General features: G+C 68.5%; 27 protein-coding genes and 1 tRNA gene. 22 read left to right on the top strand and 6 right to left on the bottom strand.

Going from position 1 to position 25,611, the window contains the following annotated elements:
• From ACWDUA_RS18390 to ACWDUA_RS18305, 18 genes are all read left to right on the top strand, one after another.
• The coding region (locus ACWDUA_RS18390) for an HAD-IIA family hydrolase (RefSeq protein ID WP_449752433.1) at positions 1-1,297 on the top strand (1,297 nt) is incomplete at its 5' end.
• Positions 1,298-1,313: 16 nt separating this feature from the next.
• Positions 1,314-1,583, top strand: a complete 270-nt coding sequence (locus tag ACWDUA_RS18385) for a hypothetical protein (RefSeq protein WP_449752432.1) — start codon at positions 1,314-1,316, stop codon at positions 1,581-1,583.
• An 11-nt stretch (positions 1,584-1,594) separates the two neighbouring features.
• Entirely contained in the window at positions 1,595-2,524 is a 930-nt protein-coding gene (locus ACWDUA_RS18380; RefSeq protein ID WP_449752431.1) for a TlyA family RNA methyltransferase, read from the top strand.
• Entirely contained in the window at positions 2,511-3,605 is a 1,095-nt protein-coding gene (locus ACWDUA_RS18375) for an NAD kinase (RefSeq protein ID WP_449752430.1), read from the top strand. The genes ACWDUA_RS18380 and ACWDUA_RS18375 overlap by 14 nt, the downstream gene beginning before the upstream one ends.
• Before the next feature lies 1 nt (position 3,606).
• Positions 3,607-5,355, top strand: a complete 1,749-nt coding sequence (gene recN / locus ACWDUA_RS18370) for a DNA repair protein RecN (RefSeq protein WP_449752429.1) — start codon at positions 3,607-3,609, stop codon at positions 5,353-5,355.
• A 101-nt stretch (positions 5,356-5,456) separates the two neighbouring features.
• Positions 5,457-6,638 carry a putative cytokinetic ring protein SteA gene (steA, locus tag ACWDUA_RS18365; protein ID WP_449752447.1) on the top strand — a complete coding sequence of 394 codons (1,182 nt, stop codon included), beginning with the start codon at positions 5,457-5,459 and terminating at the stop codon, positions 6,636-6,638.
• Between the two features lie 3 nt (positions 6,639-6,641).
• Entirely contained in the window at positions 6,642-7,559 is a 918-nt protein-coding gene (locus tag ACWDUA_RS18360; RefSeq protein ID WP_449752428.1) for a copper transporter, read from the top strand.
• Positions 7,560-7,716: 157 nt separating this feature from the next.
• Positions 7,717-9,483 (top strand): CTP synthase, encoded by a 1,767-nt coding sequence (locus ACWDUA_RS18355; RefSeq protein WP_449752427.1) that lies wholly within the window; start codon positions 7,717-7,719, stop codon positions 9,481-9,483.
• Positions 9,480-10,148, top strand: coding sequence for an NUDIX domain-containing protein (locus ACWDUA_RS18350; RefSeq protein WP_449752426.1), 669 nt, complete (start codon positions 9,480-9,482; stop codon positions 10,146-10,148). The genes ACWDUA_RS18355 and ACWDUA_RS18350 overlap by 4 nt, the downstream gene beginning before the upstream one ends.
• Positions 10,149-10,171: 23 nt before the next feature.
• A complete protein-coding gene (xerD, locus tag ACWDUA_RS18345; protein ID WP_449752425.1) occupies positions 10,172-11,089 on the top strand; it encodes a site-specific tyrosine recombinase XerD in 918 nt (305 codons plus the stop codon).
• 177 nt (positions 11,090-11,266) lie between these two features.
• Positions 11,267-12,169: a ParA family protein gene (locus tag ACWDUA_RS18340; protein ID WP_449752446.1), complete on the top strand. Its 903-nt coding sequence runs from the start codon at positions 11,267-11,269 to the stop codon at positions 12,167-12,169.
• Positions 12,166-13,122, top strand: a complete 957-nt coding sequence (locus tag ACWDUA_RS18335) for a segregation and condensation protein A (RefSeq protein WP_449752424.1) — start codon at positions 12,166-12,168, stop codon at positions 13,120-13,122. Before ACWDUA_RS18340 ends, ACWDUA_RS18335 begins: the two co-directional genes overlap by 4 nt.
• Before the next feature lie 326 nt (positions 13,123-13,448).
• Positions 13,449-14,117 (top strand): SMC-Scp complex subunit ScpB, encoded by a 669-nt coding sequence (gene scpB, locus ACWDUA_RS18330; RefSeq protein ID WP_449752445.1) that lies wholly within the window; start codon positions 13,449-13,451, stop codon positions 14,115-14,117.
• A 3-nt stretch (positions 14,118-14,120) separates the two neighbouring features.
• Positions 14,121-15,131: a pseudouridine synthase gene (locus tag ACWDUA_RS18325; protein ID WP_449752423.1), complete on the top strand. Its 1,011-nt coding sequence runs from the start codon at positions 14,121-14,123 to the stop codon at positions 15,129-15,131.
• On the top strand, positions 15,128-15,811 hold the full coding sequence (gene cmk / locus ACWDUA_RS18320; RefSeq protein WP_449752422.1) for a (d)CMP kinase: 684 nt from the start codon (positions 15,128-15,130) through the stop codon (positions 15,809-15,811). The genes ACWDUA_RS18325 and cmk overlap by 4 nt, the downstream gene beginning before the upstream one ends.
• Before the next feature lie 5 nt (positions 15,812-15,816).
• Complete coding sequence (gene der, locus ACWDUA_RS18315) at positions 15,817-17,256, top strand: ribosome biogenesis GTPase Der (protein WP_449752444.1); 1,440 nt, start codon at positions 15,817-15,819, stop codon at positions 17,254-17,256.
• A 152-nt stretch (positions 17,257-17,408) separates the two neighbouring features.
• Positions 17,409-17,672, top strand: a complete 264-nt coding sequence (locus ACWDUA_RS18310) for a GlsB/YeaQ/YmgE family stress response membrane protein (protein ID WP_449752421.1) — start codon at positions 17,409-17,411, stop codon at positions 17,670-17,672.
• 84 nt (positions 17,673-17,756) lie between these two features.
• Positions 17,757-17,830, top strand: a tRNA-Pro gene (locus tag ACWDUA_RS18305).
• Positions 17,831-18,146: 316 nt separating this feature from the next.
• Here the strand turns inward: ACWDUA_RS18305 and ACWDUA_RS18300 are convergent.
• A complete protein-coding gene (locus ACWDUA_RS18300; protein ID WP_449752420.1) occupies positions 18,147-19,298 on the bottom strand; it encodes an alpha/beta hydrolase family protein in 1,152 nt (383 codons plus the stop codon).
• Between ACWDUA_RS18300 and ACWDUA_RS18295 the strand changes: the two genes are divergently transcribed.
• Positions 19,297-20,157: a TetR/AcrR family transcriptional regulator gene (locus ACWDUA_RS18295; RefSeq protein ID WP_449752419.1), complete on the top strand. Its 861-nt coding sequence runs from the start codon at positions 19,297-19,299 to the stop codon at positions 20,155-20,157. The two genes, ACWDUA_RS18300 and ACWDUA_RS18295, sit on opposite strands and share 2 nt — an antisense overlap.
• A gap of 170 nt (positions 20,158-20,327) precedes the next feature.
• Here the strand turns inward: ACWDUA_RS18295 and ACWDUA_RS18290 are convergent, their stop codons facing one another.
• Together ACWDUA_RS18290 and ACWDUA_RS18285 are read right to left on the bottom strand one after the other, a co-directional pair.
• A complete protein-coding gene (locus tag ACWDUA_RS18290; protein ID WP_449752418.1) occupies positions 20,328-20,720 on the bottom strand; it encodes a hypothetical protein in 393 nt (130 codons plus the stop codon).
• Positions 20,717-21,598, bottom strand: coding sequence for an RNA polymerase sigma-70 factor (locus ACWDUA_RS18285; protein ID WP_449752417.1), 882 nt, complete (start codon positions 21,596-21,598; stop codon positions 20,717-20,719). Before ACWDUA_RS18285 ends, ACWDUA_RS18290 begins: the two co-directional genes overlap by 4 nt.
• Before the next feature lie 201 nt (positions 21,599-21,799).
• Between ACWDUA_RS18285 and ACWDUA_RS18280 the strand changes: the two genes are divergently transcribed.
• Positions 21,800-22,555: an SDR family oxidoreductase gene (locus tag ACWDUA_RS18280; protein WP_449752416.1), complete on the top strand. Its 756-nt coding sequence runs from the start codon at positions 21,800-21,802 to the stop codon at positions 22,553-22,555.
• Positions 22,556-22,663: 108 nt separating this feature from the next.
• On the opposite strand, the gene ACWDUA_RS18275 is transcribed toward ACWDUA_RS18280, so the two are convergent.
• Both ACWDUA_RS18275 and ACWDUA_RS18270 read right to left on the bottom strand, forming a co-directional pair.
• A complete protein-coding gene (locus ACWDUA_RS18275) occupies positions 22,664-23,323 on the bottom strand; it encodes a lysoplasmalogenase family protein (protein WP_449752415.1) in 660 nt (219 codons plus the stop codon).
• 5 nt (positions 23,324-23,328) lie between these two features.
• Entirely contained in the window at positions 23,329-23,622 is a 294-nt protein-coding gene (locus ACWDUA_RS18270; protein WP_449752414.1) for a hypothetical protein, read from the bottom strand.
• Positions 23,623-23,727: 105 nt separating this feature from the next.
• Between ACWDUA_RS18270 and ACWDUA_RS18265 the strand changes: the two genes are divergently transcribed.
• Complete coding sequence (locus ACWDUA_RS18265; RefSeq protein WP_449752413.1) at positions 23,728-24,624, top strand: DUF1353 domain-containing protein; 897 nt, start codon at positions 23,728-23,730, stop codon at positions 24,622-24,624.
• 55 nt (positions 24,625-24,679) lie between these two features.
• Here the strand turns inward: ACWDUA_RS18265 and ACWDUA_RS18260 are convergent, their stop codons facing one another.
• Complete coding sequence (locus ACWDUA_RS18260; RefSeq protein WP_449752412.1) at positions 24,680-25,090, bottom strand: RidA family protein; 411 nt, start codon at positions 25,088-25,090, stop codon at positions 24,680-24,682.
• Positions 25,091-25,168: 78 nt separating this feature from the next.
• Here ACWDUA_RS18260 and ACWDUA_RS18255 point away from each other — a divergent pair, with 78 nt between their 5' ends.
• The gene (locus tag ACWDUA_RS18255; protein ID WP_449752411.1) at positions 25,169-25,543 is read left to right on the top strand and encodes a winged helix-turn-helix transcriptional regulator; all 375 of its coding nucleotides are present in this window, start codon (positions 25,169-25,171) and stop codon (positions 25,541-25,543) included.
• The last annotated feature ends 68 nt before the right edge of the window (positions 25,544-25,611 follow it).

Here is a 25,611-nt window from a genome sequence, read left to right as displayed (position 1 = left end):
CGAGCCGGTTGTCACCGAGCCGGTTGTCACCGAGCCGGTTGTCACCGAGCCGGTTGTCACCGAGCCGGTTGTCACCGAGCCGGTTGTCACCGAGCCGGTTGTCACCGAGCCCGTTGTCACCGAGCCCGTTGTGGCTGAGCCGGTGGCCTCGGGAGCGCCTGACGTCGTGGTAACCGAACCGGTCGCGGAAGCGGTGGTTCGTGAGGCCGACGCACCACCGGCCGTCGACGCTGCAGCCGAGCCGGTGCGGGCGACCCGGAAGTCGCGGCGTCCACCGGCGGGTTCGCTGGTCGCCGGATACGACGCACTGCTGTTGGACCTCGACGGTACGGTCTTCGCCGGGCACAGTCCGGTGCCGAATGCCGCCGCGACCCTCGAGCGGCTGGACCTGCCGACGTTCTTCGTCACCAACAACGCGAGCCGCCGGCCCGATGCCGTCGCCGACCACCTCACCGAAATGGGCTTCACCGCCACACCCGAGCAGGTCGTCACCAGTGCGCAGAGCGGGGCCCGGTTGCTCGCCGAACACCTCGAACCCGGTTCGCGCGCATTGGTTCTCGGTTCTGAGGGTCTGGTCCAGGAAGTCCGCGAGGTGGGGATCGCGGTGACCCGCAGCGCCGACGACCGTCCCGCCGCGGTGATCCAGGGGTATTCCCCGGATACCGGATGGGCCGAATTGTCGGAGGCCGCTCTCGCCATCCGAGCAGGGGCGTTGTGGATCGCCACCAATGTCGACGCCACCCTCCCGTCGGAGCGCGGTCTGCTCGTCGGCAACGGTTCGCTGGTCGCCGCGGTCGCCAATGCGACCGGGCAGGAACCGTTGGTCGCAGGCAAGCCCGCCGCACCACTGATGGCCGATGCGATCGCCCGCAGCGGTGCCGACGCCCCGCTCGTGATCGGTGATCGCCTCGACACCGACATCCAGGGTGCGCATTCGGTGGGCCTCGACAGCCTCCTGGTGCTCACCGGGGTCAGCACGGCCTCGGATCTGCTCAACGCCCCGCCCGAGCAACGACCCACATTCGTGACCGCCGATCTGGCCGGGTTGCTGACTCCTGCCGAGTCCGCGCGGATCGCGCCGAACGCCGACTGGGCGGTTCGCGCCGAGAAGAACACCATCACCGTCGAAGCCGCCGGACCGAAGGCCGACCCGACGTCGATGCTGCCCGCCCTCGCCGCCGGGGTGTGGGCGCTCGCCGACGCCCGTGCGGTGGATCTGACCGAGCTGGTCGTCGTCGGAGCAGACGAGTCGACCGGCGCCGCGCTGCACGCGCTCGGCGTGGTGTCCGAACGCTGACGTCAGGGAGGACCGCATGACCACTCCGCACCGTCCGAGCCCGCAGATGATGCCGGGCTCACGGCCGACCGGTCCGGGTGTGCACCAGATCGACCCCGAGCTGGCCACCACGGTGACCGCCCGGGTGCGGGAATTGCTCGACCAGGTCGACCGGATCCGAACGGAACAGGACGAGTCGGGGTCCGGTGAGGGCTTCGACCTCGTCGCCCTGGCGCGACAGACCACCCTTCTCGAGGAGGCCCACGAGGTGCTGACCTCGACCCTGTCCGAACTGGACCGTCGATGAGGAGTATCTGAGTGGCGGCGCGAGCCCGGCTGGACGCCGAACTGGTCCGACGCGGACTGGCGCGCTCTCGCGAACAGGCACGCGAACTGGTCGACGGCGGCATGGTCAAGGTCAACGGGGTGGTGGCGGCCAAACCCGCGACCAACGTCGGCAAGGACACCCCGATCGTCCTGATCGACGACGCGGCAAAGGACGACTGGGCATCTCGGGGTGCCCACAAGTTGCTCGGTGCGCTCGAGGCGTTCGAACCACAGGGGCTGACCGTCGGCGGCCGACGCTGCCTCGACGCCGGCGCATCCACCGGTGGGTTCACCGACGTCCTGCTGCGCCGCGATGCACGCGAAGTGGTCGCGGTCGACGTCGGATACGGCCAGCTGATCTGGCGGCTGCAGAACGACCCTCGTGTCGACGTGCACGATCGCACCAACGTCCGGCACCTGAACGCCGCCGACATCGGCGGTCCGGTCGATCTGGTGGTCGCCGACCTGTCGTTCATCTCGCTGTCGTTGGTGCTTCCCGCCTTCGTCGCCTGCGTGCGGCCCGGCGCCGACCTCGTGCCCATGGTCAAGCCGCAGTTCGAGGTCGGCAAGGATCGCGTCGGTGCCGGCGGGGTGGTGCGCGACCCGCAACTGCGGGTCGCCGCGGTCGCCAAGGTCGTGGCCGAGGCGCAACGACTCGACCTGCAGCTGCGGGGAGTCACCGCCAGCCCGCTGCCGGGACCGTCGGGCAATGTGGAGTACTTCCTCTGGTTGCGACGGCCGGACGGCGAACTGTCGGAATCGGGGACTATCGTCAGTACCGATCTCGGGGACGGCGACGGCGATCAGCTCGATCCGGATGCGCCCGACACCGCTCGGATCGACACGGCGGTGGATGCGGAGACGGTGGATTCGGAGACACTTGCGATGATCCGGCAGGCCGTCGCCGATGGCCCCGCCTGACCCGGGGACGATCGCCTACGACGAAGGGAAGTCTGTGGACAACGCATCGGTAGCGGAGGCCCGATCGGCATCCGGCACCGACCACCGGGAGTTTCTCGTGGTTGCCCACACCGGTCGGGAAGTCGTGACCGAGACCATCGCGTCCATTGCCCGGCACTGCGCCACGGCGGGGGTGACCCTGCGGGTGGTCGACCACGACATCCAGTCCGATCCCGATCCGGAGAGCGAGGCCCGTGCGTATCCGCAGTCCGCGGGACTGTCGGGGGCGCCCGTGCGGCAGACCCGCAACCCGGTCGACCCGGATCAGCTGCGCCGGATCGGCGTCGACGTCGAGGTCACCGAAGGTGACGCCGAGTCGGCCGAGGGCTGCGAGATCGTCATCGTGCTCGGCGGCGACGGCACATTCCTGCGTGCCGCCGAACTCGCCTATCCGGCCGGGGTGCCGGTCCTCGGGATCAATCTCGGCCACATCGGCTTCCTGGCCGAGGCCGAGGCATACCGTGTCGACGAGGTGATGCGCCGGCTGATCGATCGCGACTACCGCGTCGAGCACCGGATGACCCTCGATGTCACCGTCATCGATCCCGCCTGTCCCGGGCGTGAGCAACTGCGCAGTTGGGCGCTCAACGAGGTCGCCGTCCTCAACCGCACCAACACGGGCGTGCTCGAATTGGTCACCGAGGTGGACGGGCGCCCCGTATCGGCCTTCGGCGCCGACGGCGTGCTGGTGTCCACCCCGACCGGATCGACCGCGTACGCGTTCTCCGCGGGAGGCCCGGTGATGTGGCCCGATCTCGAGGCCATCCTGGTGGTGCCGAGCAATGCCCACGCCTTGTTCGCCCGCCCGATGGTGACCAGCCCCCGATCCCGCATCGCCGTCGAGGTGGACAAACTCGGGCGTGCGGCGGTGGCGCTGTGTGACGGTCGTCGACGACTCGACGTCCCGGCCGGGGCACGGGTCGAGGTGGTCCGCAGCGACCGCTCGGTGCAGTGGGTGCGGATCGATTCCGATCCGTTCGCCGATCGTCTGGTACGCAAATTCGATCTGCCGGTGACCGGCTGGCGGGGGAGGCAGACCTAGCGTGCTCGAAGAACTGTCGATCGCTGGACTCGGCGTCATCGACTCCGCGTCCGCGTCGTTCCCGACCGGGTTCACCGCGCTGACCGGTGAGACCGGTGCAGGCAAGACGATGATCGTGACCAGCCTGCGGCTGCTCTCGGGTGGGCGTGCCGACGCCGGCCGGGTGCGGTCGGGCAGTCCCAAGGCAACCGTCGAAGGACGCTTCCGGGTGGTCGGCGCCGACGGCGAGTTGTCGGCCGACATCGCCGAACTCGTCGAATCCAGCGGTGCCGAGCTCGACGAGGACGGAACGATCATCGCGATCCGCACGGTGGGGGCCGACGGTCGATCCCGAGCCCATCTGGGTGGACGGTCGGTGCCCGTCGGCGTGCTGGGCAAGCTGGTCAGCTCGGTGCTCACCGTCCACGGGCAGAACGACCAGCTGCGCCTGCTGCGTCCGGAACGTCAGCGCGCCGCCCTCGACACCTTTGCCGGCAGTCGCGCCCAGAACGCGCTGACCGCCTATCGCAAGGCCCGCGAACAGTGGGTGACCATCCTCGACGAGCTCGACGCCCTGCGCGCCAACTCGCGCGATCTCGCACAGGAAGCCGACCGGCTACGGTTCGGCATCGACGAGATCAACGCCGTGAACCCGCAGCAGGGGGAGGACGAGGAACTCGCCGACACCATCCGGCGGCTGAGCGACCTCGAATCGATCCGGTCCGCCGCGGCCGGCTCGCAGGACGTCATCGCCGGCGACTCCGGATCGGTGATCGAGGGACTCGGTCAGGTGCGTTCCCTGCTGGACGGTGCCACCGACGCCGAACTACAGCGGCTGGCCGGTCGCGTCGGCGAGGCACTGACCGTCGTCACCGACATCGGCGCCGAGCTCACCGACTTCCTGTCCGGGCTTCCGGGCGACGCCGACGCACTCGACCAGCTGTTGAGCAGGCAGGGCGAACTCAAGTCGCTGGTGCGCAAGTACGCCCCCGACATCGACGGCGTGATCGCCTGGCGTGACGAGTCCACCGAGCGGCTGGCGCAGATCGACGACCCGCAGGCGAGTATCGACGAGCTCGAGCGCAGGTCGGGGATCGCGCGCACCGCCGTCGCCGAGGCCGCAGGCAAGCTCCACTCCGTCCGGGCCAAGGCGGCGTCGTCGATGGCATCCAAGGTGTCCAAGGAGCTGGCCGGCCTGGCGATGGGGGATGCGGCCCTCGCCGTCGACGTCTCCCTCGAGGCGCCGGGCGCCGACGACCGGTTGGCGATCACCGTGGGTGACAAGCCCGCGCATGCGGGCGCCGACGGCGCCGACCGGATCGAGTTCGCCCTGGTCCCGCACAAGGGCGCCCGGTCGCTGCCGATCGCCACCTCGGCCTCCGGCGGTGAGCTCTCCCGCGTGATGCTGGCGTTGGAAGTGGTTCTGGCCGAACCGACTTCGGGCTCGGCGATGGTCTTCGACGAGGTCGACGCGGGTGTCGGCGGTCGCGCGGCGGTCGAGATCGGACGACGCCTGGCCCGGCTGGCCCGTGCCCACCAGGTGATCGTGGTGACGCACCTGCCGCAGGTGGCGGCCTTCGCCGACAACCATCTCGTGATCGGCAAACACTCCGGCAAGGGTGCAGCGCAGACCAGTACGGTGCGCGCGCTCGACCGCGATGAACGGATCGCCGAGTTGGCCCGGATGCTCGCCGGCCTGGGCGAATCAGACACCGGCAAGGCCCACGCCGAAGAACTGCTGAGCACCGCTGAGGGAGAAAAGGACTCCTGAGACTGGAGTTCCCTATGGGATCTCTGTGACAAAAGTTGCGGATGGTACGGCGCGCCTCCTGGGTTTGCCGTCGTGATGCGCTGATCATTGCGGGCATGAAGATGCCTGCATTGCTCGCGCGGAACACCGAAGAACTGCCTGGCGTCATCGGAGTCGCCAGAATCGACAAGAACACCAAACGTCTGCTCGAACGGGTCGGACCCGGGGACATCGCGATCCTCGACGAGGTCGACCTCGACCGGGTGACCGCCGACGCGCTGGTGGAGTCCAACGTGGTCGCCGTGGTCAACGTGTCGTCGTCGATCAGCGGGCGCTACCCCAACCTCGGCCCGGAGGTGCTGGTGGCGTCGGGCATCGTGCTGCTCGACGAGGTCGGGCCCGAGGTGTTCAAACGCGTCAAGGACGGTGCCAAGGTCCGTCTGCACGACGACCGCATCTTCGTCGGCGAGCGGCGCCTGGCCAAGGGCATCACCCTCGACGAACCCGATATCGCGAGCATGATGATCGACGCCAAGACCGGCCTCGTCGATCACTTGGAGGCGTTCTCCGGCAACACGATCGAGTTCATCCGTAGCGAATCGCCGCTGCTGGTCGACGGTGTCGGCGTCCCCGACATCGACGTCTCGCTCGTCGGCAAGCATGTCGTGGTGGTCGCCGACGGACCCGATCATGCCGCCGACCTCAAGTCGCTCAAGCCGTTCATCAAGGAGTACGCACCGGTGCTCGTGGGCGTCGGCGCCGGTGCGGACACCCTGGTCAAGGCCGGCTACAAGCCCGCGGTGATCGTCGGCGACCCCGACGACATGAAGGCCGCGACCCTCAAGTGCGGGGCGCAGGTGGTGCTGCCGGCCGACACCGACGGCCACGCCCCCGGCCTCGAGCGCATCCAGGATCTCGGTATCGGCGCCACCACCTTCCCGGCCGCCGGCTCGGCCGGTGACCTCGCGCTGTTGCTCGCCGACTTCCACGGCGCCGATCTGATCGTGTCCGTCGGCTACGGCGGCAGTCTCGACGACTTCTTCGACCGGTCCCGGCGGGAGAGTGCGCCGTCGACCTTCCTCACCCGACTCAAGGTCGGCCCCAAACTGGTGGATGCGAAGGCCGTGGCGACGCTGTACCGCAGCCGGGTCTCCGGCGCGGCGATCGCCTGTGTCGTGCTGGCCGCACTGGTCGCCGTGATCGCCGCGGTGATGTTGTCGAGTGCGGGTGCCGATGTCGCCGATTGGGTTGTCGCGCAATGGAACCAGCTCGTCGAGTGGGTTCGGGGAGTCTGGAACAGGTAACGCATGATCACGATTCGCCAGCACGTCATCTCACTGGTGGCGGTGTTCCTGGCACTGGCCCTGGGGCTGTTCCTGGGGTCGGGTTTCGTCGGTGACCGGATGAACTCCCTGACCGGGACCAGTCGTGACCGGATCGGGGACCTCGAGCGCGAGCGCGACGCCCTCAACGATCAGGTCAATGCCGCGGGCAGCTTCGACGCCGCGATCGCCCCCCGGGTGATGGCGGGTCAGCTGCGTGGCCAGACGGTCCTGGTGGTCACCACGCCGAACGCCGCCGACTCCGACATCACCGCGGTCAAGGAGTCGATCTCGACCGCCGGTGGGGCCTTCGGTGGGCAGATCGGTCTGACCGACGCCCTGGTCCGCGACGAGAAATCCGAACAGTTGCGTACCATCGTCGACCAGACCATCCCGGCCGGCGCCACGCTGCGCACCGAACTCGTGGACTCCGGTGGTCGGGTCGGTGATCTGCTCGGGACGGTGCTGCTGCACCGTGCGGGCCAACCGGCGGCCGTGCCGACCGACCGCTCCACCGCGCTGCAGACCCTGCGCGAGGGCGGATTCATCAGCTACGTCGACAACGCGATCAAGCCGGCCGATCTGGTGGTGTTCGTCTCGGGCGACGCGCTCCCGAGCGACTCCGGCGCCCAGGGGCAGGTGACGGCCCGGCTCGCCGCGGCGATGACCGCCCGCGCCCAGGGCGGGGCCGTCGTCGGACGGACTGGCTCGGCGGGCGGCGGCTCACCGATCGCGGTGATCCGTGCCGACCCCGCGTTGCGTAATGCGGTGTCGACCGTCGACGATGTCGATCAGCAGACCGGACTGATCACCACGGTGCTGGTGCTGAACCAGGAAAGCGACGGCAAGAGTGGGGCGTACGGCACCGGGGCCGGTGCCACCGCGATCACCGTCGGAGCCTGATCGGCCTCACCCGCCGACCCGGAGAGTGGCGCACCCCACGTAACCGATGACGCCGATCTCGGTGTGGTGGCAAGGGAACCGGGTCGGTGGTGTTAGGCTGGAGTCCCGTAGGTGAGCAGGCTTTCAGGACCTGATCCGGCCGACGGGAGACTTTCTTTTGCGACCTCTTCGCCATGTCAACACTGACACGAAGCACATTTTCGTCACGGGCGGTGTGGCCTCGTCACTGGGCAAGGGGCTGACCGCCTCCAGCCTGGGGCAGCTACTGACCGCACGTGGCCTCCGCGTGACGATGCAGAAACTCGATCCGTATCTGAACGTCGATCCCGGGACGATGAATCCGTTCCAGCACGGCGAGGTGTTCGTCACCGAGGACGGTGCCGAGACCGACCTCGACGTCGGACACTATGAGCGGTTCCTCGACCGCAACCTGTCGCAGTCGGCGAATGTGACCACCGGACAGGTGTATTCGACCGTCATCGCGAAGGAGCGTCGCGGCGAGTACCTCGGTGAGACCGTGCAGGTGATCCCGCACATCACCGACGAACTCAAGTCGCGGGTCCTCGCGATGCGCGAGCCCGATGCCGACGGCCACGCCCCGGACGTGGTGATCACCGAGATCGGTGGCACCGTCGGTGACATCGAGTCGCTGCCGTTCATCGAGGCCGCCCGCCAGATCCGGCATGACGTCGGCCGCGACAACATCTTCTTCCTGCACGTGTCGCTGGTGCCCTACCTCGCGCCGTCGGGGGAGCTGAAGACCAAACCCACCCAGCACTCGGTGGCCGCGCTGCGCAACGTCGGCATCCAGCCCGACGCGCTGATCCTGCGGTGTGACCGCGACGTGCCGGAGGGGTTGAAGAAGAAGATCGCGCTGATGTGCGACGTCGACGTCGAGGGCGTGATCTCCACCCCGGACGCGCCGTCGATCTACGACATCCCCAAGGTGCTGCACAGCGAGCAGCTCGACGCCTACGTCGTGCGCAAGCTGGGTCTGCCGTTCCGCGACGTCGACTGGACCGAGTGGGGTGAGTTGCTCCACCGCGTGCACGATCCGCGGGAGACGGTGCGGATCGCGCTCGTCGGCAAGTACGTCGACCTGCCCGACGCGTACCTGTCGGTGACCGAGGCGATTCGTGCCGGCGGGTTCGCCTGGCGTGCGCGTGCCGAGATCAAGTGGGTCCCGTCCGACGAGTGTGCCACCGAGGCGGGCGCGCAGGCCGCACTGTCCGACGTGGACGGCATCCTGGTGCCGGGCGGTTTCGGTATCCGTGGCATCGAGGGCAAGCTCGGGGCCATCTCTTACGCCCGCCGCCGCGGCATCCCGTTGCTGGGGCTGTGCCTGGGACTGCAGTGCATCGTGATCGAGGCGGCGCGATCGGTGGGTCTCACCGATGCGAGCTCCGACGAGTTCGACCCGGACACCCCGCATCCGGTGATCTCGACCATGGCCGATCAGCAGGATGCCGTCTCCGGTGAGGCCGATCTCGGTGGCACCATGCGACTGGGCGCCTACCCGGCGAAGCTCGCCGAGGGATCGCTGGTGGCCAAGGCCTACGGCACCACCGACGTCTCCGAGCGCCACCGCCACCGCTACGAGGTCAACAACGCCTACCGCGACAAGATCGCCGAGTCGGGTCTGCAGTTCTCCGGCACCTCGCCGGACGGACATCTGGTGGAGTTCGTCGAGTACCCCACCTCGGTGCATCCGTTCCTGGTGGGCACGCAGGCCCATCCGGAGCTCAAGAGCCGGCCCACCCGCCCGCACCCACTGTTCCGTGACTTCATCGACGCGTCGCTGAAATACAAGGCAGCCGAGCGTCTTCCGGTCGACCTCGGTGAGTTCGATCCGTCGGATGCCACTTCCGCTGCCGACGTCGAGGTGGCTGCGGTGGTCGCCGCCGAGGAGGGCGAACAGGGTTGACCGACGCACCGTCCGGCCCCGGCACGCACGGGTTCGAGGTCCACGGCTCGCGCACGGTGTACACCGGCGCGATCCTCGCGCTGCGCATCGACGACGTCGAGATGCCCGGCGGCCGGGTCGCCGAGCGGGAAGTGGTCGAACACTATGGTGCGGTGGCCGTCGTCGCTCGTGACGCGCAGGGACGGATCGCGATGGTCCGTCAGTACCGCCACCCGGTGGGGCGTCGTCTGCTGGAGCTGCCCGCCGGACTGCTCGACCAGTCCGGCGGCGAGTCGCCGGTGGATGCGGCCCGCCGCGAACTGGCCGAAGAGACCGATCTCGAAGCCGGGGAGTGGCAGGTGCTGGTGGACCTGGCACTCTCACCCGGATTCACCGACGAGGCGCTGCGCCTGTACCTCGCGACCGATCTGACGTCGCTGGCCGCCGCCGAACGCACCGACGAAGAGGCCGACATGGCCGTGGAGTGGGTGCACCTCGACGACGCGGTGGCCAAGGTGTTCGCCGGAGAGATCGTCAACGCGACGGCCGTCGCCGGGGTGCTGGCGGCCGCGGCCGCCGAGCGTGACGCCGTACCGCTGCGCGAGGTCGCCGCACCCTGGCCGGACGAGCCGAGCGCGCTGCGGGCCAGAAAGGCTCGCGAGGGCTCGGAACCGACCGGCAGGTGAGGGGAGTGTCCACGGGTGCGCGCGTGAGCATCGACGATGCCCTCGCGCGCTATCTGGACCATCTCACCGTCGAACGGGGCGTCGCCGCGAACACCCTGGCGTCCTACGGGCGCGACCTCGAACGGTACCGGGGCTACCTCGCCGACCGTCGGATCGACGGGCTCGACGAGGTGTCCGAGGCCGATGTCCGCGGGTTTCTCGTGGCCTTGCGTCGCGGCGACCCGGACGCCGGTCACGATCCCCTCGCCGACAGTTCGGTGGCGCGAACATTGGTGGCCACCAGGGGTTTTCACAAGTTCGCCGCCGCCGAGGGGATCGTCGTCGACGATGTCGCGCACGGTGTGCGGCCCCCGGTGCCGGCCCGACGCCTGCCCAAGGCGTTGACGGTGGCCGATGTCGTCCGCATCCTGGAGACCGCCGGTGCCGGGGATCATCCACGCGCGCTGCGGGATCGGGCACTGCTCGAACTGCTCTACAGCAGCGGCGCGCGGATCTCCGAGGCCACGGGACTCGACGTCGACGACATCGACACCGAGCTGCGTGCGGTCCGATTGCGCGGCAAGGGCGGCAAGGAACGGCTGGTCCCGATCGGCGGTCCGGCGGTGGACGCACTCGACGCCTACCTGGTGCGGGGGCGGCCCACGCTGATCTCCCGCTCGACGCCCGCGATGTTCCTCAATGCCCGCGGTGGCCGGCTCACCCGGCAGGGTGCCTGGCAGGTGCTCGCCGGTGCGGCCGAGCGCGCCGGACTCGAACAGAGCGTCTCCCCGCACACCCTGCGGCACAGCTTCGCCACCCACCTGCTCGACGGCGGCGCCGATGTCCGGGTGGTGCAGGAACTGCTCGGGCACGCATCGGTGACCACCACGCAGGTTTACACCCTGGTCACCGTCAACACCATGCGTGAGGTCTATGCCACTGCCCATCCCCGTGCGCGGTGAACGGCGATGCTCCGCCGGTTCCCGGCACCAACGCACTAGGCTGACACAAGGGTTCGAGACGAGTCGTCGACAACCGGCAGAGAAAGGGGCGTCGCACCTGTGAGCATTCCGACCACACGGCAGGACGGCGTCTCCGGCGACGATCAGTACCGTCTCGATGATCAGTATCGCCTGGAGGTGCCCACGAACACCGGTGTCGACGAGACCGAAAACGCTGGTCAGGCAACCCCGAAGGCCGAGATCGGGCCGACCGGGCGGCCGTACCGGCCGGTGCCGGTGCCCGCGCCCCTCGAGCGGCACGGCCCCGCCACCGTGATCGCGGTGTGCAACCAGAAAGGCGGCGTCGGCAAGACGACGTCGACGATCAACCTCGGCGCAGCGCTCGCCGAGTACGGCCGCCGCGTGCTGCTGGTCGACCTCGATCCGCAGGGCGCGCTGTCGGCAGGACTGGGTGTTCCGCATCACGAGCTGGACGAGACCGTCTACAACCTGCTGGTGCCGCCCCATGCGGCCACCGACGACGTGCTCATGCGGACCCGGGTGGACGGGCTCGACCTGCTGCCGAGCAACATCGACCTGTCGGCGGCGGAGATCCAGCTGGTCACCGAGGTGGGCCGCGAGCAGGCCCTCGGGCGGGCCTTGCATCCGGTACTCGACCGTTATGACGTGGTGCTGATCGACTGCCAACCCTCGCTGGGGTTGCTCACCGTCAACGCCCTGGCCTGCTCGGACACCGTGCTGATCCCGATGGAGTGCGAGTACTTCAGCCTGCGTGGGTTGGCACTGCTCAACGACACCATCGAAAAGGTGCACGATCGTCTCAATCCGCGACTCGACGTCGGCGGCATCCTGGTCACCATGTTCGACGCCCGCACCCTGCACTCGCGTGAGGTGATGGCCCGGGTGGTCGAGGTGTTCGGCGAGAAGGTCTACGACACCGTCGTCTCCCGGACCGTCCGTTTCCCGGAGACGAGCGTCGCCGGTGAGCCGATCACGTCGTGGGCGCCCAAGTCCGCCGGCGCCGAGGCATACCGCGCCCTGGCGCGTGAGGTGATCGCGCGCAACGTCAAGCAGGCATGACCGAACCGGCCACCGACGATGCTGCCGACGTCCCGGCCGAGATCCCGGCGGACGGTGCAGACCCTGGGGCCACAGCGCCGTCGGACGGTACCCCGACCGCTGCGGGCGTCCGGACCCCGACGGCAACCGCAGACGGTCAGCCCGCCGACTCGGACACCGAGGCAACCGGGTTCCGGGTCAAGCTCAAGAACTTCGAGGGGCCGTTCGACCTGTTGCTGAACCTGATCAGCCAGCACCGGCTGGACGTCACCGAGGTGGCGTTGCACGAGGTCACCGACGACTTCATCGCCTACACCAAACAGATGGGTCCGGAGCTCGGGCTCGAGCAGACCACCGAGTTCCTGGTGGTCGCGGCGACCCTGCTCGATCTCAAGGCGGCGCGGCTGCTGCCGTCCGGTGAGGTCGACGACCCCGAGGACCTGGCCCTGCTCGAGGCCCGCGACCTGCTGTTCGCGCGGTTGCTGCAGTACCGCGCCTACAAGCAGGTCGCGGCGCTGTTCGGCGAGCTCGAGGCCGCCGCCCTGCAGCGTTACCCGCGGTCGGTGTCGTTGGAGGATCGCTACGCCGATCTGCTGCCAGAGGTGCAGCTCGGCGTCGACGCCGACGGATTCGCCCAGGTCGCAGCGGCGGCGATGCGGCCACGACCGGTCCCGACCGTGGGTCTCGATCACCTGCACGACGTGCACCAGGTGTCGGTGCCGGGGCAGGCCCGCCGGATGGCCGCGCTGCTCAGCGCATCACCCGATGACTGGCTGACCTTCCGGCAACTCACCGCCGACTGTGCCACCGGGCTCGAGGTGGTCGGTAGCTTCCTGGGCCTGCTGGAGTTGTTCCGGGAGCGGGCGATCACCTTCGACCAACCCGAGGCGTTGGGGAATCTGCGCGTGAGCTGGTCCGGGGAACGCGCCCCCGGCGATCTGAGTTTCGAGCGGGCCGAGGAGGACTACGAGTGAGCCAGACCGACGAGGTCCCCGAGATGGACGGCCCGGAATCGACCGCCGACGACGTGGCAGCCGGCGAGCCGTCCACTACCGAGCCGTCCACTACCGAGCCGTCCACTACCGAGCCGTCCACTGCCGAGCCGACCACTGCCGAGCCGACCACTGCCGAGCCGGCGGGCGTCGACGCGGTCGATTCCGCAGAAGCCGCCGAGTCCGAGGTGCCGGCGGGGTCCGGTGTGGCCTCCGAATCCGAGGCGCCCGTCGTTCCCGTGGTTCTCGAGGTTCCCGTCGTCCTGGAGGACGCCACGGTACTCGACGAGCCGGGGGAGGCCGCCGAGATGGCGCTCGACGACGCGTCACTGCGGGCGGCGTTGGAGGCGGTGCTGCTCGTCGTCGACACCCCGGCCACCTCCGACGAGCTCTCGAGCGCCGTCGGCACCGACAGGCGCCGGGTGACCGACATGCTCAACCGGATGTCGTCGGAGCTCACCGAACGGGGCAGTGGCATCGACCTGCGTTACGCCGGCGACGGCTGGCGGTTCTATACGCGTACCGACTACGCCCCGTATGTCGAACGTCTCCTTCTCGACGGTGCACGGTCCAAGCTCACCCGCGCCGCGCTCGAGACGCTCGCGGTGGTGGCCTACCGCCAGCCGGTCACCCGGGCCCGGGTGAGTGCGATCCGCGGCGTCAACGTCGACGGCGTGATCCGCACACTGGTGGCCCGTGGCCTGATCAACGAGGTGGGCACCGAGCCGCAGACCACCGCCACCACGTATGGCACCACCGACCTGTTCCTCGAGCGACTCGGGCTGGCGTCACTGGCCGAACTGCCGGATCTGGCACCTCTGTTGCCCGATGTGGACCTCATCGACGACCTCGACGAGGAGCTCCTCGCCGATCCCCGATTCGCCAAACTCGCGGGCAAAGCGTCAGACTCGGAGGGGGCATCGGACGACGGATCGTCGTCCGGGGCCCGATCAGATACCCCCGACACACAGGACTGAACAATGGCAACCGCTGGCCGAGATGGCACACCGGGACCTCGCAAGCGAGGCAAACCCACCGCGAAGAGCGGGGCGGGTCAGCCCAAACGCACCGGCAAGAAGCCCCCGCATCGAGGCGCCGCCGGCGTCGGTGGGGCCGACCCCCGGGGCAAGAAGAGGCATCGCAAGGGCAGTTCACAGCCTGATGTGAACGCCGGACGCATCCGGCTCAACAATGCGAAGCCGGCCCGGCATCAGACCGTGTCCGGCGGCACCGACGACGGCGGCGCGACCTACGTCGCCGACGGCGTGCGGTTGCAGAAGGTCCTCGCCCAGGCCGGTGTGGCCTCGCGGCGTGGTGCCGAGGAGATGATCGCCGCCGGCCGCGTCGAGGTGGACGGTGAGATCGTCACCGAGCAGGGTCTGCGAATCGACCCCGACACCGCGGTGATCCGCGTCGACGGCGCCCGCGTCATCGTCGACGAGACCCGCCAGTACCTCGCCCTGAACAAGCCCAAGGGCTGGCAGTCGACCATGGCCGACGACCAGGGCCGGCCCTGCGTCGGTGACATCGTCGCCGAGCGGGTGATGGCGGGGCAGCGACTGTTCCACGTCGGACGCCTCGACGCCGACACCGAGGGCCTGCTGTTGCTGACCAACGACGGCGAGCTGGCACACCGGCTGATGCACCCGTCCTACGAGGTGCCCAAGACCTACATCGCGACCGTGCGCGGTGAGGTGCAGCGCAACCTGGGCCGCACCCTGCGTGACGGCGTGGAACTCGAGGACGGCCCGGTCTCGGTGGACAGCTTCACCGTGCTGGCCGTGTACGAGGGACAGTCGCAGGTCCGGATCACCCTGCACGAGGGCCGCAACCGGATCGTGCGCCGCCTGATGGAGGCCGTCGGGCATCCGGTGCAGGCACTGGTACGCACGCACATCGGTACCGTCGCACTCGGCGAGCAACGGCCGGGCAGCCTGCGTGTGCTCGGCCGCGACGAGGTGGGTGCGCTGTACAAGGCGGTCGGTCTGTGAGCGCCGGTGTGGTCGCCATCGACGGTCCCGCCGGGACCGGCAAGTCGACCGTCTCGAAACTGTTGGGCGACAAGGTCGGTGCCCACTACCTCGACACCGGGGCGATGTACCGTGCGGCGACCCTCGCGGTGTTGCGGGCCGGTGTGCCGGCCGACGACGCCGACGCGGTGACCGCCGTGGTGGATGCCGCCGACATCGTCCTGCAGTCCACCGGGACCGGTGCGTCGCGGGTGCTGCTCGACGGCGAGGACGTGTCCGGGCCCATCCGCACCGACGAGGTGACCGCGAATGTGTCTGCGGTGTCGGCGATTCCGGCGGTCCGTACGAAACTCGTGGCGCTGCAACGCCGCCAGGCCGAGGATGATCTGCTGGTGGTGGAGGGGCGTGACATCGGGACTGTGGTGTTCCCCGATGCGCTGGTGAAGATCTTCCTCACCGCCACCCCGGAGGCACGCGCGCAGCGTCGTCATCGCCAGAATCTGGCCGCCGGCCGGCCCAGTGATCTCGACGAGGTGCTCGCCGCGGTGAACCGCCGTGACCATCTCGATTCCACCCGTGCGGTGTCGCCGCTGCGTCCGGCCGACGACGCGATCATGGTGGACACCAGTGACATGACCCTGGAGCAGGTGCTCGACCATCTGGTCGGCCTGGTCCGCGCGAGGATCGGAGTTGCGTCGTGACCGACATCGGCGATCAGCAGTCCAGCGACATCACCGCACTGCCCGGAGACGGCACCTGGTCGGACGAATCCGACTGGGAACTCGGTGATCTCGATGCTCTCGACGAGTTCGGAGACTTCGAGCGGGTCTCCGAGGTGGCCATCGTCGGCCGGCCGAATGTGGGCAAGTCGACGTTGGTGAACCGCATCCTCGGCCGACGCGAGGCCGTCGTCGAGGACATCCCGGGTGTCACCCGCGACCGCGTGTCGTATGCGGCGTCGTGGTCGGGCCGGCGGTTCAGCGTCGTCGACACCGGCGGATGGGAACCCGATGCGAAGGGGCTGCAGCAGGCCGTCGCGGCGCAGGCCGAGCGAGCGATGAGCACCGCCGATGTGATCGTCGTCGTGGTGGATGCCACCGTGGGTGCCACCGCCACCGACGAGGCCGTGGCACGCGTGCTGCGGCGGTCCAAGGCCCCGGTGATCCTGGTGGCCAACAAGGTCGACAGCGAGCGTCTCGAGGCCGAGACCGCGTCGCTGTGGTCGTTGGGTCTCGGTGAGCCGTACCCGGTGTCGGCGGCGCACGGTCGCGGTGCGGGTGATCTGCTCGACGTGATCCTGGCGAAGCTGCCGACCACCCCGCGTGAGGCCCCGGCGCAGCTCGGCGGACCGCGCCGTGTGGCGCTGGTCGGCAAGCCGAACGTCGGCAAGAGTTCGCTGCTCAACAAGCTGGCCGGTTCCGAGCGTTCGGTGGTCGACAATGTCGCGGGTACCACCGTCGACCCCGTCGACGAGCTCATCGAACTCGGCGGCAGTACCTGGCAGTTCGTCGACACGGCCGGTTTGCGCCGCAAGGTGCGTACCGCCAGCGGCCACGAGTACTACGCATCACTGCGGACACGCGCGGCGATCGACGCCGCGGAGATCGCGATCCTGCTGATCGACGCGTCGCAGCCGATCACCGAGCAGGACCTGCGGGTGCTGTCGATGGTGATCGAATCCGGTCGCGCCCTGGTGATCGCGTTCAACAAGTGGGATCTGGTCGACGAGGATCGTCGCTATCAGCTCGACAAGGAGATCGATCGCGAACTCGCCCGCGTCCCGTGGGCGCGTCGGGTGAACATCTCGGCGATGACCGGCCGTGCGGTGCAGAAGCTGGTTCCGGCGCTCGAGTCGTCGTTGGAGTCGTGGGACAAGCGCGTGTCCACCGGCCCGCTGAACAACTGGCTCAAAGAGGTCATCGCCGCCAACCCGCCGCCGCTCCGTGGTGGACGGCAGCCGCGCGTGCTGTTCGCCACCCAGGCGTCGGTGCGTCCGCCGACCTTCGTGCTGTTCACGACCGGATTCCTCGAGGCCGGCTACCGTCGCTTCCTGGAACGTCGTCTGCGCGAGCAGTTCGACTTCGACGGCTCGCCGGTACGCATCAACGTGCGTGTGCGTGACAAGCGGGACCGGCGCAAGCGCTGACCGCGGCCTTGCGATGACCTCATCGGCCATCACCCGGTCGACGACGCTCCCTCGGGCCGGTGCATCAGGCACCGGATCGGGGGAGCGTTGCGATCGGATCACCCTGCGCCAACCCCGAACGCAGGCCCTCGCGGCTGTGTGATACTGCCCACATGATCCTCATCGGCATCATCGTCTTCGGAATCCTCGTGGGTGTTCTCGCCCAGCTCATCATGGGTCGCAAGCGCGCCAGCCTGGACTGGGGCCTCGCGTGCGCCACGGGCCTGGCCGGCGCATTCCTCGGTGGGGTCTTCGCGAGTGTCGTCACCGGCCACGGGATGGGGTGGAGCTGGCCGGGATTGATCGGTGCGGTGGCGGGTTCTGTGATCTTGACCGCACTCTGGCAGTGGTACCAGCAGACCTCCGAACAGGAGTGAGTGTCCGAAACTGCCGCTGACCAGCCGATTGGTCCCGGACGGGGGTGGTCGGCTAATGTCATCTAGGCCTTCTTCGGAAGGCGACGGGCTGTGGCGCAGTTTGGTAGCGCACTTGACTGGGGGTCAAGTGGTCGCAGGTTCAAATCCTGTCAGCCCGACAACCGCATTTACCAGCTCAGGGGCCGTTTCGGGAGTATCCGAAACGGCCCTGATCTGTATTCAGGCGACATCGCTGTATTCAGGCGACATCCTGCCGAGAACCCGGCACGAGGTCGCTGACGGCGGTCCAGCGGAACTCCGGTGTGCGCCTGATTGCCGGAGGGGTCCGAGGTGGACCACGTTGTGGTCAGTGCCAGCTGGGTGGGGTCAGACCCTTGTGTGCGTGCGGGGCCACGTCCGAGACGTCAGGTGTTTCGGATAGGGACAAGCCCTGGCGCGGTCTACGCGTCACTGCAGCAGCATGCGGGGGTGCGGTCAGGCGACGTGGTCGTCGAGGAAGTCGAAGAACCGTGTCGCGGCCAGCCCTCGCGCCATCGGCTCGCAGTGCCCGGCGGCGCCGTCGGCTGCGGTGAAGTGCACGATCTCCTTGTCGCCGGGAATCATCTCGTACAGTTCGGCGGGCTGGCCGGCGAAGTAGCCCTCGTCGTCCGGGTTCGCGATCAGCACCGGGGTGGTGATCCGCCCGGCGAGCTCGGGGGTGATCCGATACTGCAGGACGGCCTCGTAGGCCTCGCGCACGTTGGGCTTGCCGTAGGGCTTGGTCCGCCACGCGATCATGCGCCTGGCTGCCGGTGGGAGGTTCTCGATGTCTGTGGTGAGGCGCTGGTCGTCGCCGTCCTCGACCATCGTCATCCGGTCGGGGCCGAGTAGGCCCCGCCACGCGACGGAGACGTCGGTGACGCCGCCGTCGATCACGGCCGCCTGGAAGCGGTGTTCGAAGGCGAGGGTCCGGGGCGCCCAGAAGCCGCCCTGGCTGACGGCATAGAGGACGATGCGGTCCCGGTCGACCTCGGGGCGGGTGAGAGCGTAGTCGAGCACCGGGCCAAGAACGTTCTCCCAGTCGTGCCGGAACGGCACGCCACGCTCGAACAACATGCGCTGCTGACCGGGGCCGTCGAACAGGATCACGTTGTACCCGCGAGTGGCAGCCTCCAGACCGTATCCCGGGTAGAGATAGCTGGTCGCACCGTCCGCACCGTTGGCCAGGATGATGGTCTTGGCCGGTCCCGAGCTGCTCGATGCGAAGAACCAGCCCGGCATCGTGGACTCACCATAGGGGATCTCGATGGCCTCGGGCGGATTGTCCAGGAGGCTGAGGTACTGCTCCCAGCAGCGGCGGTAGGCGGAGAAAGTGCGTTTCAGGACCGTGTCGGGGTTGTCGAGCCCGTCGACCATGAGGATCACCGGGGTGTAGTAGGTCGCGGCGCGCAGGAAGGTGTTCCGCGCGCTGACGCGATGTCCACCCTGGAGACTCGATTCGGCGAGCGCGGCGATCCGGTCGGCGAGAGCCTCCCATTCCGCAACCCACGAGGCGACATCCCCGTCGACGATCCGGTCGATCGTGGCGAGGGTCTCGCCGGTGTCGGCGGCGCCGACGTAGACGCGGCCGAGCATCGCTGAGGTCATGGAGTTCATCGCCCCATCGGCGAAGAACGTCGATCGTGCCCCGACTCCGGGCGGCACTGCAGTTGCCACGGTTCTTTCCTCCATCGTTCGTATGGTCGTGCTGCCGGGCGGCGACGTGGACCAACCGGAGCCCGGCGGAGCGGACATCACTCGGCAGCGAGGTAGAAAGCAATCACTATCTACGACAGTAGGCGACATTGTCAAGAAAGGAAAAACTTTCTACGATGGGCGGATGGTCGTTCCGACAACGTCCCCCGCCCCCCGTCGGCGATACGGTGACGAGCTTCAAGCCGCGATCCTGGAAGCCTGCTGGGACGAGTTGGTCACCACCGGCTATGCGAACCTGACGATGGACTCGGTCGCTCGCCGCGCCGGCACGAGCGAGCCGGTGCTGTACCGCCGCTGGGCCAACAAGGACGAACTGGTGTTGGCGTCGCTGCAGCACTACCGCACGGAGCACACCGTCGATCTGCCCGACACGGGGTCGTTGCGTGGTGACCTGATCGCTGCCTTGACCGGTATGGGGGCCACCGGCGGTGCACTCTTCGCAGTGGCTGCCGCGACCGCCTTCGGCGGTCTCGCGTCGCGGATGGGGTTGACACCAGAAGAGGTGCGTGACCGGATCTTCGGAGATCAGCGCACCGTGCGGATGCAGCTCATCTACGCCCGCGCCGCACAACGGGGCGAGATCGACCTCGACGAGACCGACCCGGCCGTACTCGCGCTGCCCTTCGATCTCGTACGCCACGATCTGCTGATGGACCCCGCACCGATCCCCCCGACACGGATCGTCACGATCGTCGACACATTGTTCCTGCCGCTCGTCGTGTCTCGTTCCGCCGCGACCGGCGGCGAGTGAGATGCCCGCCACCGACCGCTGCCTTATCGGCGCCGACGAGTCCGGCGGACGCGACGGCGGCGACGTCGCATCCGTGGGTCAGGGCAGCGGCAGCGTCTGGTTCGGCGCACCGCACCTCCACGCACCGGGCGTGGCTTCTGGTGTCCGGCACCGGCCGCCTCGGGCAGAGATCACAGCTGCCAGTGGTCGAGCTTCTCCGGGGCGCTGACGACCCAGATCGACGAGATCGCACTGTCGTGGATCTCGACGGCGATCACGGCGACAACGGAGTCGCCGTGTACGAGGACGATTCCCGGCGCGCCGTTGACCGACGCCACCGCGGGCAGCACCCCGGGCGTCATCAGTGCGCGGAGGCCGGTGAGCGCCGCGGTCCTGCCCGACGCCGACGTCGAGCGTTCACGATGTCCGCCGTCGACGATCAAGGTCGCGTCGTCCTCGACGATGTCGTCGGTCGCGCCGGACGGCCCCGAGGACAGGACGGCGACGAGTCGGTCGACGGCGACCGACGCGGAGTCGATCGAGTGCGGCGAACCGCCACGATGCCGGAACCGCACGCGCCTCATACCGAGACCGAGGTGACGTGGCCGAGCTTGTCGGGGCTCATCACCCAGAGGAGTTGCCGGATGCCATCTTTCGAGGTCGTCACGACGACCACGGTGGTCACGGTCCCGTCTTCGGAGAGCGCTGCCGCGGGCTGGCCGTTGACCTGGACCCAGTCGATGTGTTTACCCGTCCAGAAGTGATGGGCGAAGGCGGCGACGAACTTCGCGACCCGTGTCCGCCCGACGACGGGGATGCGTGCGGCGAGCTTGACGCCGTTGCCGTCGGAATAGCTGACGACGTCGTCGGCGAAGAGCTCTTCGAGGTCCTGGGCATCGCCCTTCTGCGCGGCGGTGAGGAATGCCCGGAGAAGCCTGCGCTGATGCCTGGGCTCGACGTCTGCGTGTCGGGCCGATGCGAGGTGCGAGCGGGCTCGGCTGACGAGCTGCCGCGCGTTCACGACCGTCGTGGAGAGGATGTCGGCGATGCGGGGATAGGGGTAGTCGAAGGCTTCACGCAGGATGTAGGCGGCGCGCTCGGCGGGGGTCAGCTTCTCGAGGGTCAGGAGGATCGCGAACTGCAGGGCCTCGGCCCGCTCGGCGCCGAGAGCGGGGTCGTCGTCGGTGTTGACCGGCTCGGGCAGCCACGGGCCGATGTAGGTCTCCCTGCGGGACCGCGCCGACTGCAGCACGTTGATCGACAGGCGTGTGGTGATCGTCGTCAGAAACGCCGCCGGGTCGGTGACGCGGCTGCGATCCGTTCCCTGCCAGCGGATCCACGTCTCCTGCACGATGTCCTCGGCATCTGACACGGTGCCCAGCATCCGATAGGCGATGCCGAACAAGCGCCGACGCTGCCCGGCGAACACCTGGACGGCGTCATCCAGATCGTGAACGCTCATGTCTTCATCCTCTCTCGACCCACGACGCCTGCGCTGCACAGGGCACTCCCGAGCAGGCAGCGGAGCACCACAAGTCGAGACCGGTGCGCACATCGATCTGTGACGGCCACCGGCGGTCGGCGATGTGGTGTCACACCCGAGGTGTGGTTTCGGTCCTCACTGTCGACGCCGCACGGCGTACTCGAGTGGAAGGTATGAAAAATGGCAAAGATCGTCGTCATCGGCGGAACCGGGCTCGTCGGCTCGAAGGTCGTGAAGAAACTCGATGCTCACGGTCACGAGGCTGTCGCCGCGTCGCCGAACACCGGCGTCAACTCGGTCACCGGTGAGGGACTCGCCGACGCTCTCCGCGGCGCCGACACCGTGGTCGACGTGAGCAACTCGCCGTCGTTCGCGCCGGACGACGTGATGGAGTTCTTCACCACGTCCACGCACAACCTGCTGGTGGCCGAGAAAGACGCGGGGGTGCGACATCACGTCGCCCTCACCATCGTCGGCACGAACCGCCCACAGAACATTCCCTACTTCGCGGCGAAGAGCGCGCAGGAGGAGATCATCCGCGAGTCCGGTCTTGGATACTCGCTGGTGCACGCAACCCAGTTCCTGGAGTTCGGCGGCAGCATCGCCGACATCTCGACGGAGGGCGACACCGTGCGCCTCCCCGGCGCGCTCATCCAGCCGATCGCCGCAGAAGACGTCTCGACCGCCGTGGCGCGCGCCGCGGCCGGCGAGCCCGTCGGCGACATCGAGATCGCCGGCCCCGAGGTCTTCGGCATGGACGGCTTCGTGCGCCGCACCCTTGCCTTCCGCAAGGATCCGCGGACGGTCGTGCGCGACGACACCGCCCCGTACTACGGGGCGGTGATCGAGGAGCGCACGCTCATTCCTGTGGAGGGCGCGCAGATCTTCTCGACCCGGCTCGACGAGTGGCTGCCCGCCAACCCACCGCGCACGTAGCGGCAACCCGGTGCCGGATGCGACGATGGAGGCGCGTCCGGCATCACCCCGCTCTGTCCTGAGCGGTCGCAATCATGTGGCGACAGGCCGCTTTTCGACACCGGTCCGCTACGCCGGAACCCGCATCCGCTGTGTCGCGCGCACGGCTCCGGCGATGATCAGCCCCTGCCCGAGGGCGTAGGTCGCCATCACCGCCGGCGAGAACCAGCCGGGCGCGATGTCGGGAAGGAACAGTCGGACACCGAGCAGCGAATCGCTGGTGAGGAAGAAGGCGCCACCGGCGGCGATCAGCGTCGCACAGCGGGTCGAGGTGGCGGCGGTTCCGGCGAGCACGATGCCGTAGAACAGCACCGGGATCAGCATGGCGCCCGCGTGTGGTCCGATCACCGCGACCATTGCGATCCACCACGCCGCATAGACCCAGGCCCAGCGCGGGAATCCGTGGATCGACAGCTGTCGGGTGAAGGCGGCGATGTACGCCAGATGTGCGAGGCCGAAGGCGCCGAGCATCACCGGGAGCACTGCGTCGCCGGACAGCACCACTCCGACGCCGTCGCCCACCCAGGACAGCGTCAGGGCGGCGAGCAGCAGCATCGTCAGCGTCGACGAGAGTTGGCCTGCGGCAGCGAGAACCGGCACGGCGAGCAGCGGCATCAGTAGCAGTTTGGTCGGCGGCGCGAGCGGGCTCTCGACCGCGACGGCGACGACGTGGATCACCGACACCAGCGCATAGGGGAGCCACCGGAAGGTCGGGCGTGACGAGCTCATTCCGGTCACCGTAGTACCCAGTGCGCCCGGGGCAGGTCTTCCCATGATGTGGCGGTGTCGAACGACAAGCCCTGGCCGGGCAATCCGGAAGCCGTCTGGGCCGCCGCCGTTCCCACTCCGGCACCGAACGCCGCGCCCCGCCCGACATCGAGGACTTCCGGCGACCTTCCGGGACCGGCGACAGTGCGGCGGTCGGTGCTGCCGAACACGATTGCCGGTGTTTTCTTCGGGGCGTGGGGATCGTCGCGGGGTTCCTCTTCCCCCCGCTTCCGATCGCCGACGACGTGTAGCGGCGCCACCACGCGTCGTTCGCGATCGACGAAAGTGCGGCGGACCCGCTGTGGAGTCGCGGATAATCCGGTCAGATCAGCCAATCGGATGGTCTGACCCGAATCGCGGTGCACATGAGCGCAACGTCCGACGACGCAGCGGCGCCGGAAGTGGCCGAGTCGGCCACACCAAACGACGTGGAGTGGGTTGCGTGGCGCGTGGCGCCCCACTCGGGTTTCGAGGTCGCGGTTCCGCGGGGGCACCCGGGGTACGCCGAGGTCGTCGGCCCGCCCCGGGTGACCGGCGTCGGGATCGTGCAGATCGACGAGAAGCGGTTCATCGTGCTGAGTGCCTTCCGGTACTCCGACGAGGCCGTCGAGCACGACCTCGTCGCCAACCTCATCGCGAAGGGCCGATCAGCCGCCGACGCCCGACGACGGGTCGACGATGCACGGACCTTCACCCCGCGCACGGACAACCCGACCGACCTCGCGTCGATCCCACAGTTCCTGCGTTGGTTCGAGAATCCCTATGGTCTGCATTCGCTCGCGGCACTGATCCACGACGAACTGATCACCCACGACATGGATGCGGGTGCGCTCGGCAGCGATACCCTGTCCGATCGGTTCCTCCGCGAGATGATGCGAACCTCCGGTGTCCCGTGGTTGAAACGGTGGATCATGTGGGCAGCCGTCGCACTGCGCACCAGATTCGATGCGGGAGGCCTGCGCCGGTGGTCGATCATCACGTGGCTCACTCTCAGTGTGCTGGGGATCGCGAGCGCGTTGGTGGGCGTGGCCGCGATCTGGTGGCACCCGTCCTGCCCGGTCGTGACCCCGGTCGTGTTGCCGCTGTCGCTCGTCCTGATCTTTGTCGCCGCAGGACTGTGGGGTCGGCAGTGGGGTGCGGGCGTGGTCGCGGCGGCGGTGGCGTTTTGGCTCGTCCCGGCGGCGATCGTGGCCGGATCCGCGTTGGCCGCATATCTGCTGTCCGAGAAGTCCGTCGGTGTCTTCCGGCGCGGGGCGAACTGAGCTCGGAACAAGGTCGCAGACCCTGCGCGATCGTGAGTTGCCGTGCGATGCCGCCTCAGTCGAGGACGGCTGTCGCCTCGATCTCCACGAGCACACCCGGCTCGAACAGGGTCTGGACACCGATCAGGGATGCAGGTGGCATCGGTGCGGGGATCGCGAGTTCGGCTCTGACGGTGTCGACCCCGCGGAGGAATTCATCCATCTGCGTGGGTTCCCATCCGGTCACGTAGAAGGTGAGGCGAGCCACGTCGGTGAACGTCGCCCCGGCGCCGGCGAGCGCGATGGCGACGTTGCGCAGAGCGTCGGCGACCTGGGCCCCGAGATCGCCCGGCCCGGGGACGCGGGGGCCGATGCTGCCGCCCACCTGCCCGGCGACCGAGACGATCCTCGAACCGGTCCCGACCGCGACATGGTGGTAGGGCACATGCTCGGCGAGTCCGGCCGGGGACAGCAGACGAACGCTCATTTGTGGTCTCCTTCAGATAGTAGGTATACGATTGCTACCACCTGACTCCAGGGCACTTCAACGAAACCAGGTATCGGCATGGAAACCCCCACAGCGCATTCAGGACTCGGCATCGACGATCGACATCGTGAGCTCGTCACCCAGATCCTGGATACGTGGTCGGTCGTCGTCTTGGAGCGGCTCTGCGAACAGCCGATGCGCTTCAACGAACTTCGACGCGCGATACCGACTGTCACGCAGAAGTCACTCACCACGACCCTGCGGCGCCTCGAGCGCAACGGCATCGTCGATCGCGTCGTCCTCGATTCCCGTCCGATCGCGATCGAGTATCGGATCACTCCGCTCGGCAAGACCCTGCGCGAACCCATCGACGCGTTACTCGACTGGGTCACAGGTCATTCCGGGGAGGTCGGTCGGGCTCGGGTACGGTACGACGAGCAAGTCGACCGCTGAATTCACTGCATCGACGGTCATCTGAACGAGGGAAATGTCGGTCGCGGTTGTGGGATGTGGTCCGCGGG

Source organism: Gordonia sp. NPDC003376, assembly GCF_053589235.1.
This window is presented reverse-complemented; position numbering and strand designations above follow the sequence as displayed.

Bases quoted from the DNA above. Each gene is read 5' to 3' on its own strand.
- ACWDUA_RS18385 (WP_449752432.1), top strand. From the start codon at position 1,314: ATGACCACTCCGCACCGTCCGAGCCCGCAGATGATGCCGGGCTCACGG.
- ACWDUA_RS18375 (WP_449752430.1), top strand. From the start codon at position 2,511: ATGGCCCCGCCTGACCCGGGGACGATCGCCTACGACGAAGGGAAGTCT.
- steA (WP_449752447.1), top strand. From the start codon at position 5,457: ATGCCTGCATTGCTCGCGCGGAACACCGAAGAACTGCCTGGCGTCATC.
- ACWDUA_RS18360 (WP_449752428.1), top strand. From the start codon at position 6,642: ATGATCACGATTCGCCAGCACGTCATCTCACTGGTGGCGGTGTTCCTG.
- ACWDUA_RS18335 (WP_449752424.1), top strand. From the start codon at position 12,166: ATGACCGAACCGGCCACCGACGATGCTGCCGACGTCCCGGCCGAGATC.
- scpB (WP_449752445.1), top strand. From the start codon at position 13,449: ATGGCGCTCGACGACGCGTCACTGCGGGCGGCGTTGGAGGCGGTGCTG.
- ACWDUA_RS18325 (WP_449752423.1), top strand. From the start codon at position 14,121: ATGGCAACCGCTGGCCGAGATGGCACACCGGGACCTCGCAAGCGAGGC.
- ACWDUA_RS18310 (WP_449752421.1), top strand. From the start codon at position 17,409: ATGATCCTCATCGGCATCATCGTCTTCGGAATCCTCGTGGGTGTTCTC.
- ACWDUA_RS18295 (WP_449752419.1), top strand. From the start codon at position 19,297: ATGGAGTTCATCGCCCCATCGGCGAAGAACGTCGATCGTGCCCCGACT.
- ACWDUA_RS18300 (WP_449752420.1), bottom strand. From the start codon at position 19,298: ATGACCTCAGCGATGCTCGGCCGCGTCTACGTCGGCGCCGCCGACACC.
- ACWDUA_RS18290 (WP_449752418.1), bottom strand. From the start codon at position 20,720: ATGAGGCGCGTGCGGTTCCGGCATCGTGGCGGTTCGCCGCACTCGATC.
- ACWDUA_RS18285 (WP_449752417.1), bottom strand. From the start codon at position 21,598: ATGAGCGTTCACGATCTGGATGACGCCGTCCAGGTGTTCGCCGGGCAG.
- ACWDUA_RS18280 (WP_449752416.1), top strand. From the start codon at position 21,800: ATGGCAAAGATCGTCGTCATCGGCGGAACCGGGCTCGTCGGCTCGAAG.
- ACWDUA_RS18275 (WP_449752415.1), bottom strand. From the start codon at position 23,323: ATGAGCTCGTCACGCCCGACCTTCCGGTGGCTCCCCTATGCGCTGGTG.
- ACWDUA_RS18265 (WP_449752413.1), top strand. From the start codon at position 23,728: ATGAGCGCAACGTCCGACGACGCAGCGGCGCCGGAAGTGGCCGAGTCG.
- ACWDUA_RS18260 (WP_449752412.1), bottom strand. From the start codon at position 25,090: ATGAGCGTTCGTCTGCTGTCCCCGGCCGGACTCGCCGAGCATGTGCCC.
- ACWDUA_RS18255 (WP_449752411.1), top strand. From the start codon at position 25,169: ATGGAAACCCCCACAGCGCATTCAGGACTCGGCATCGACGATCGACAT.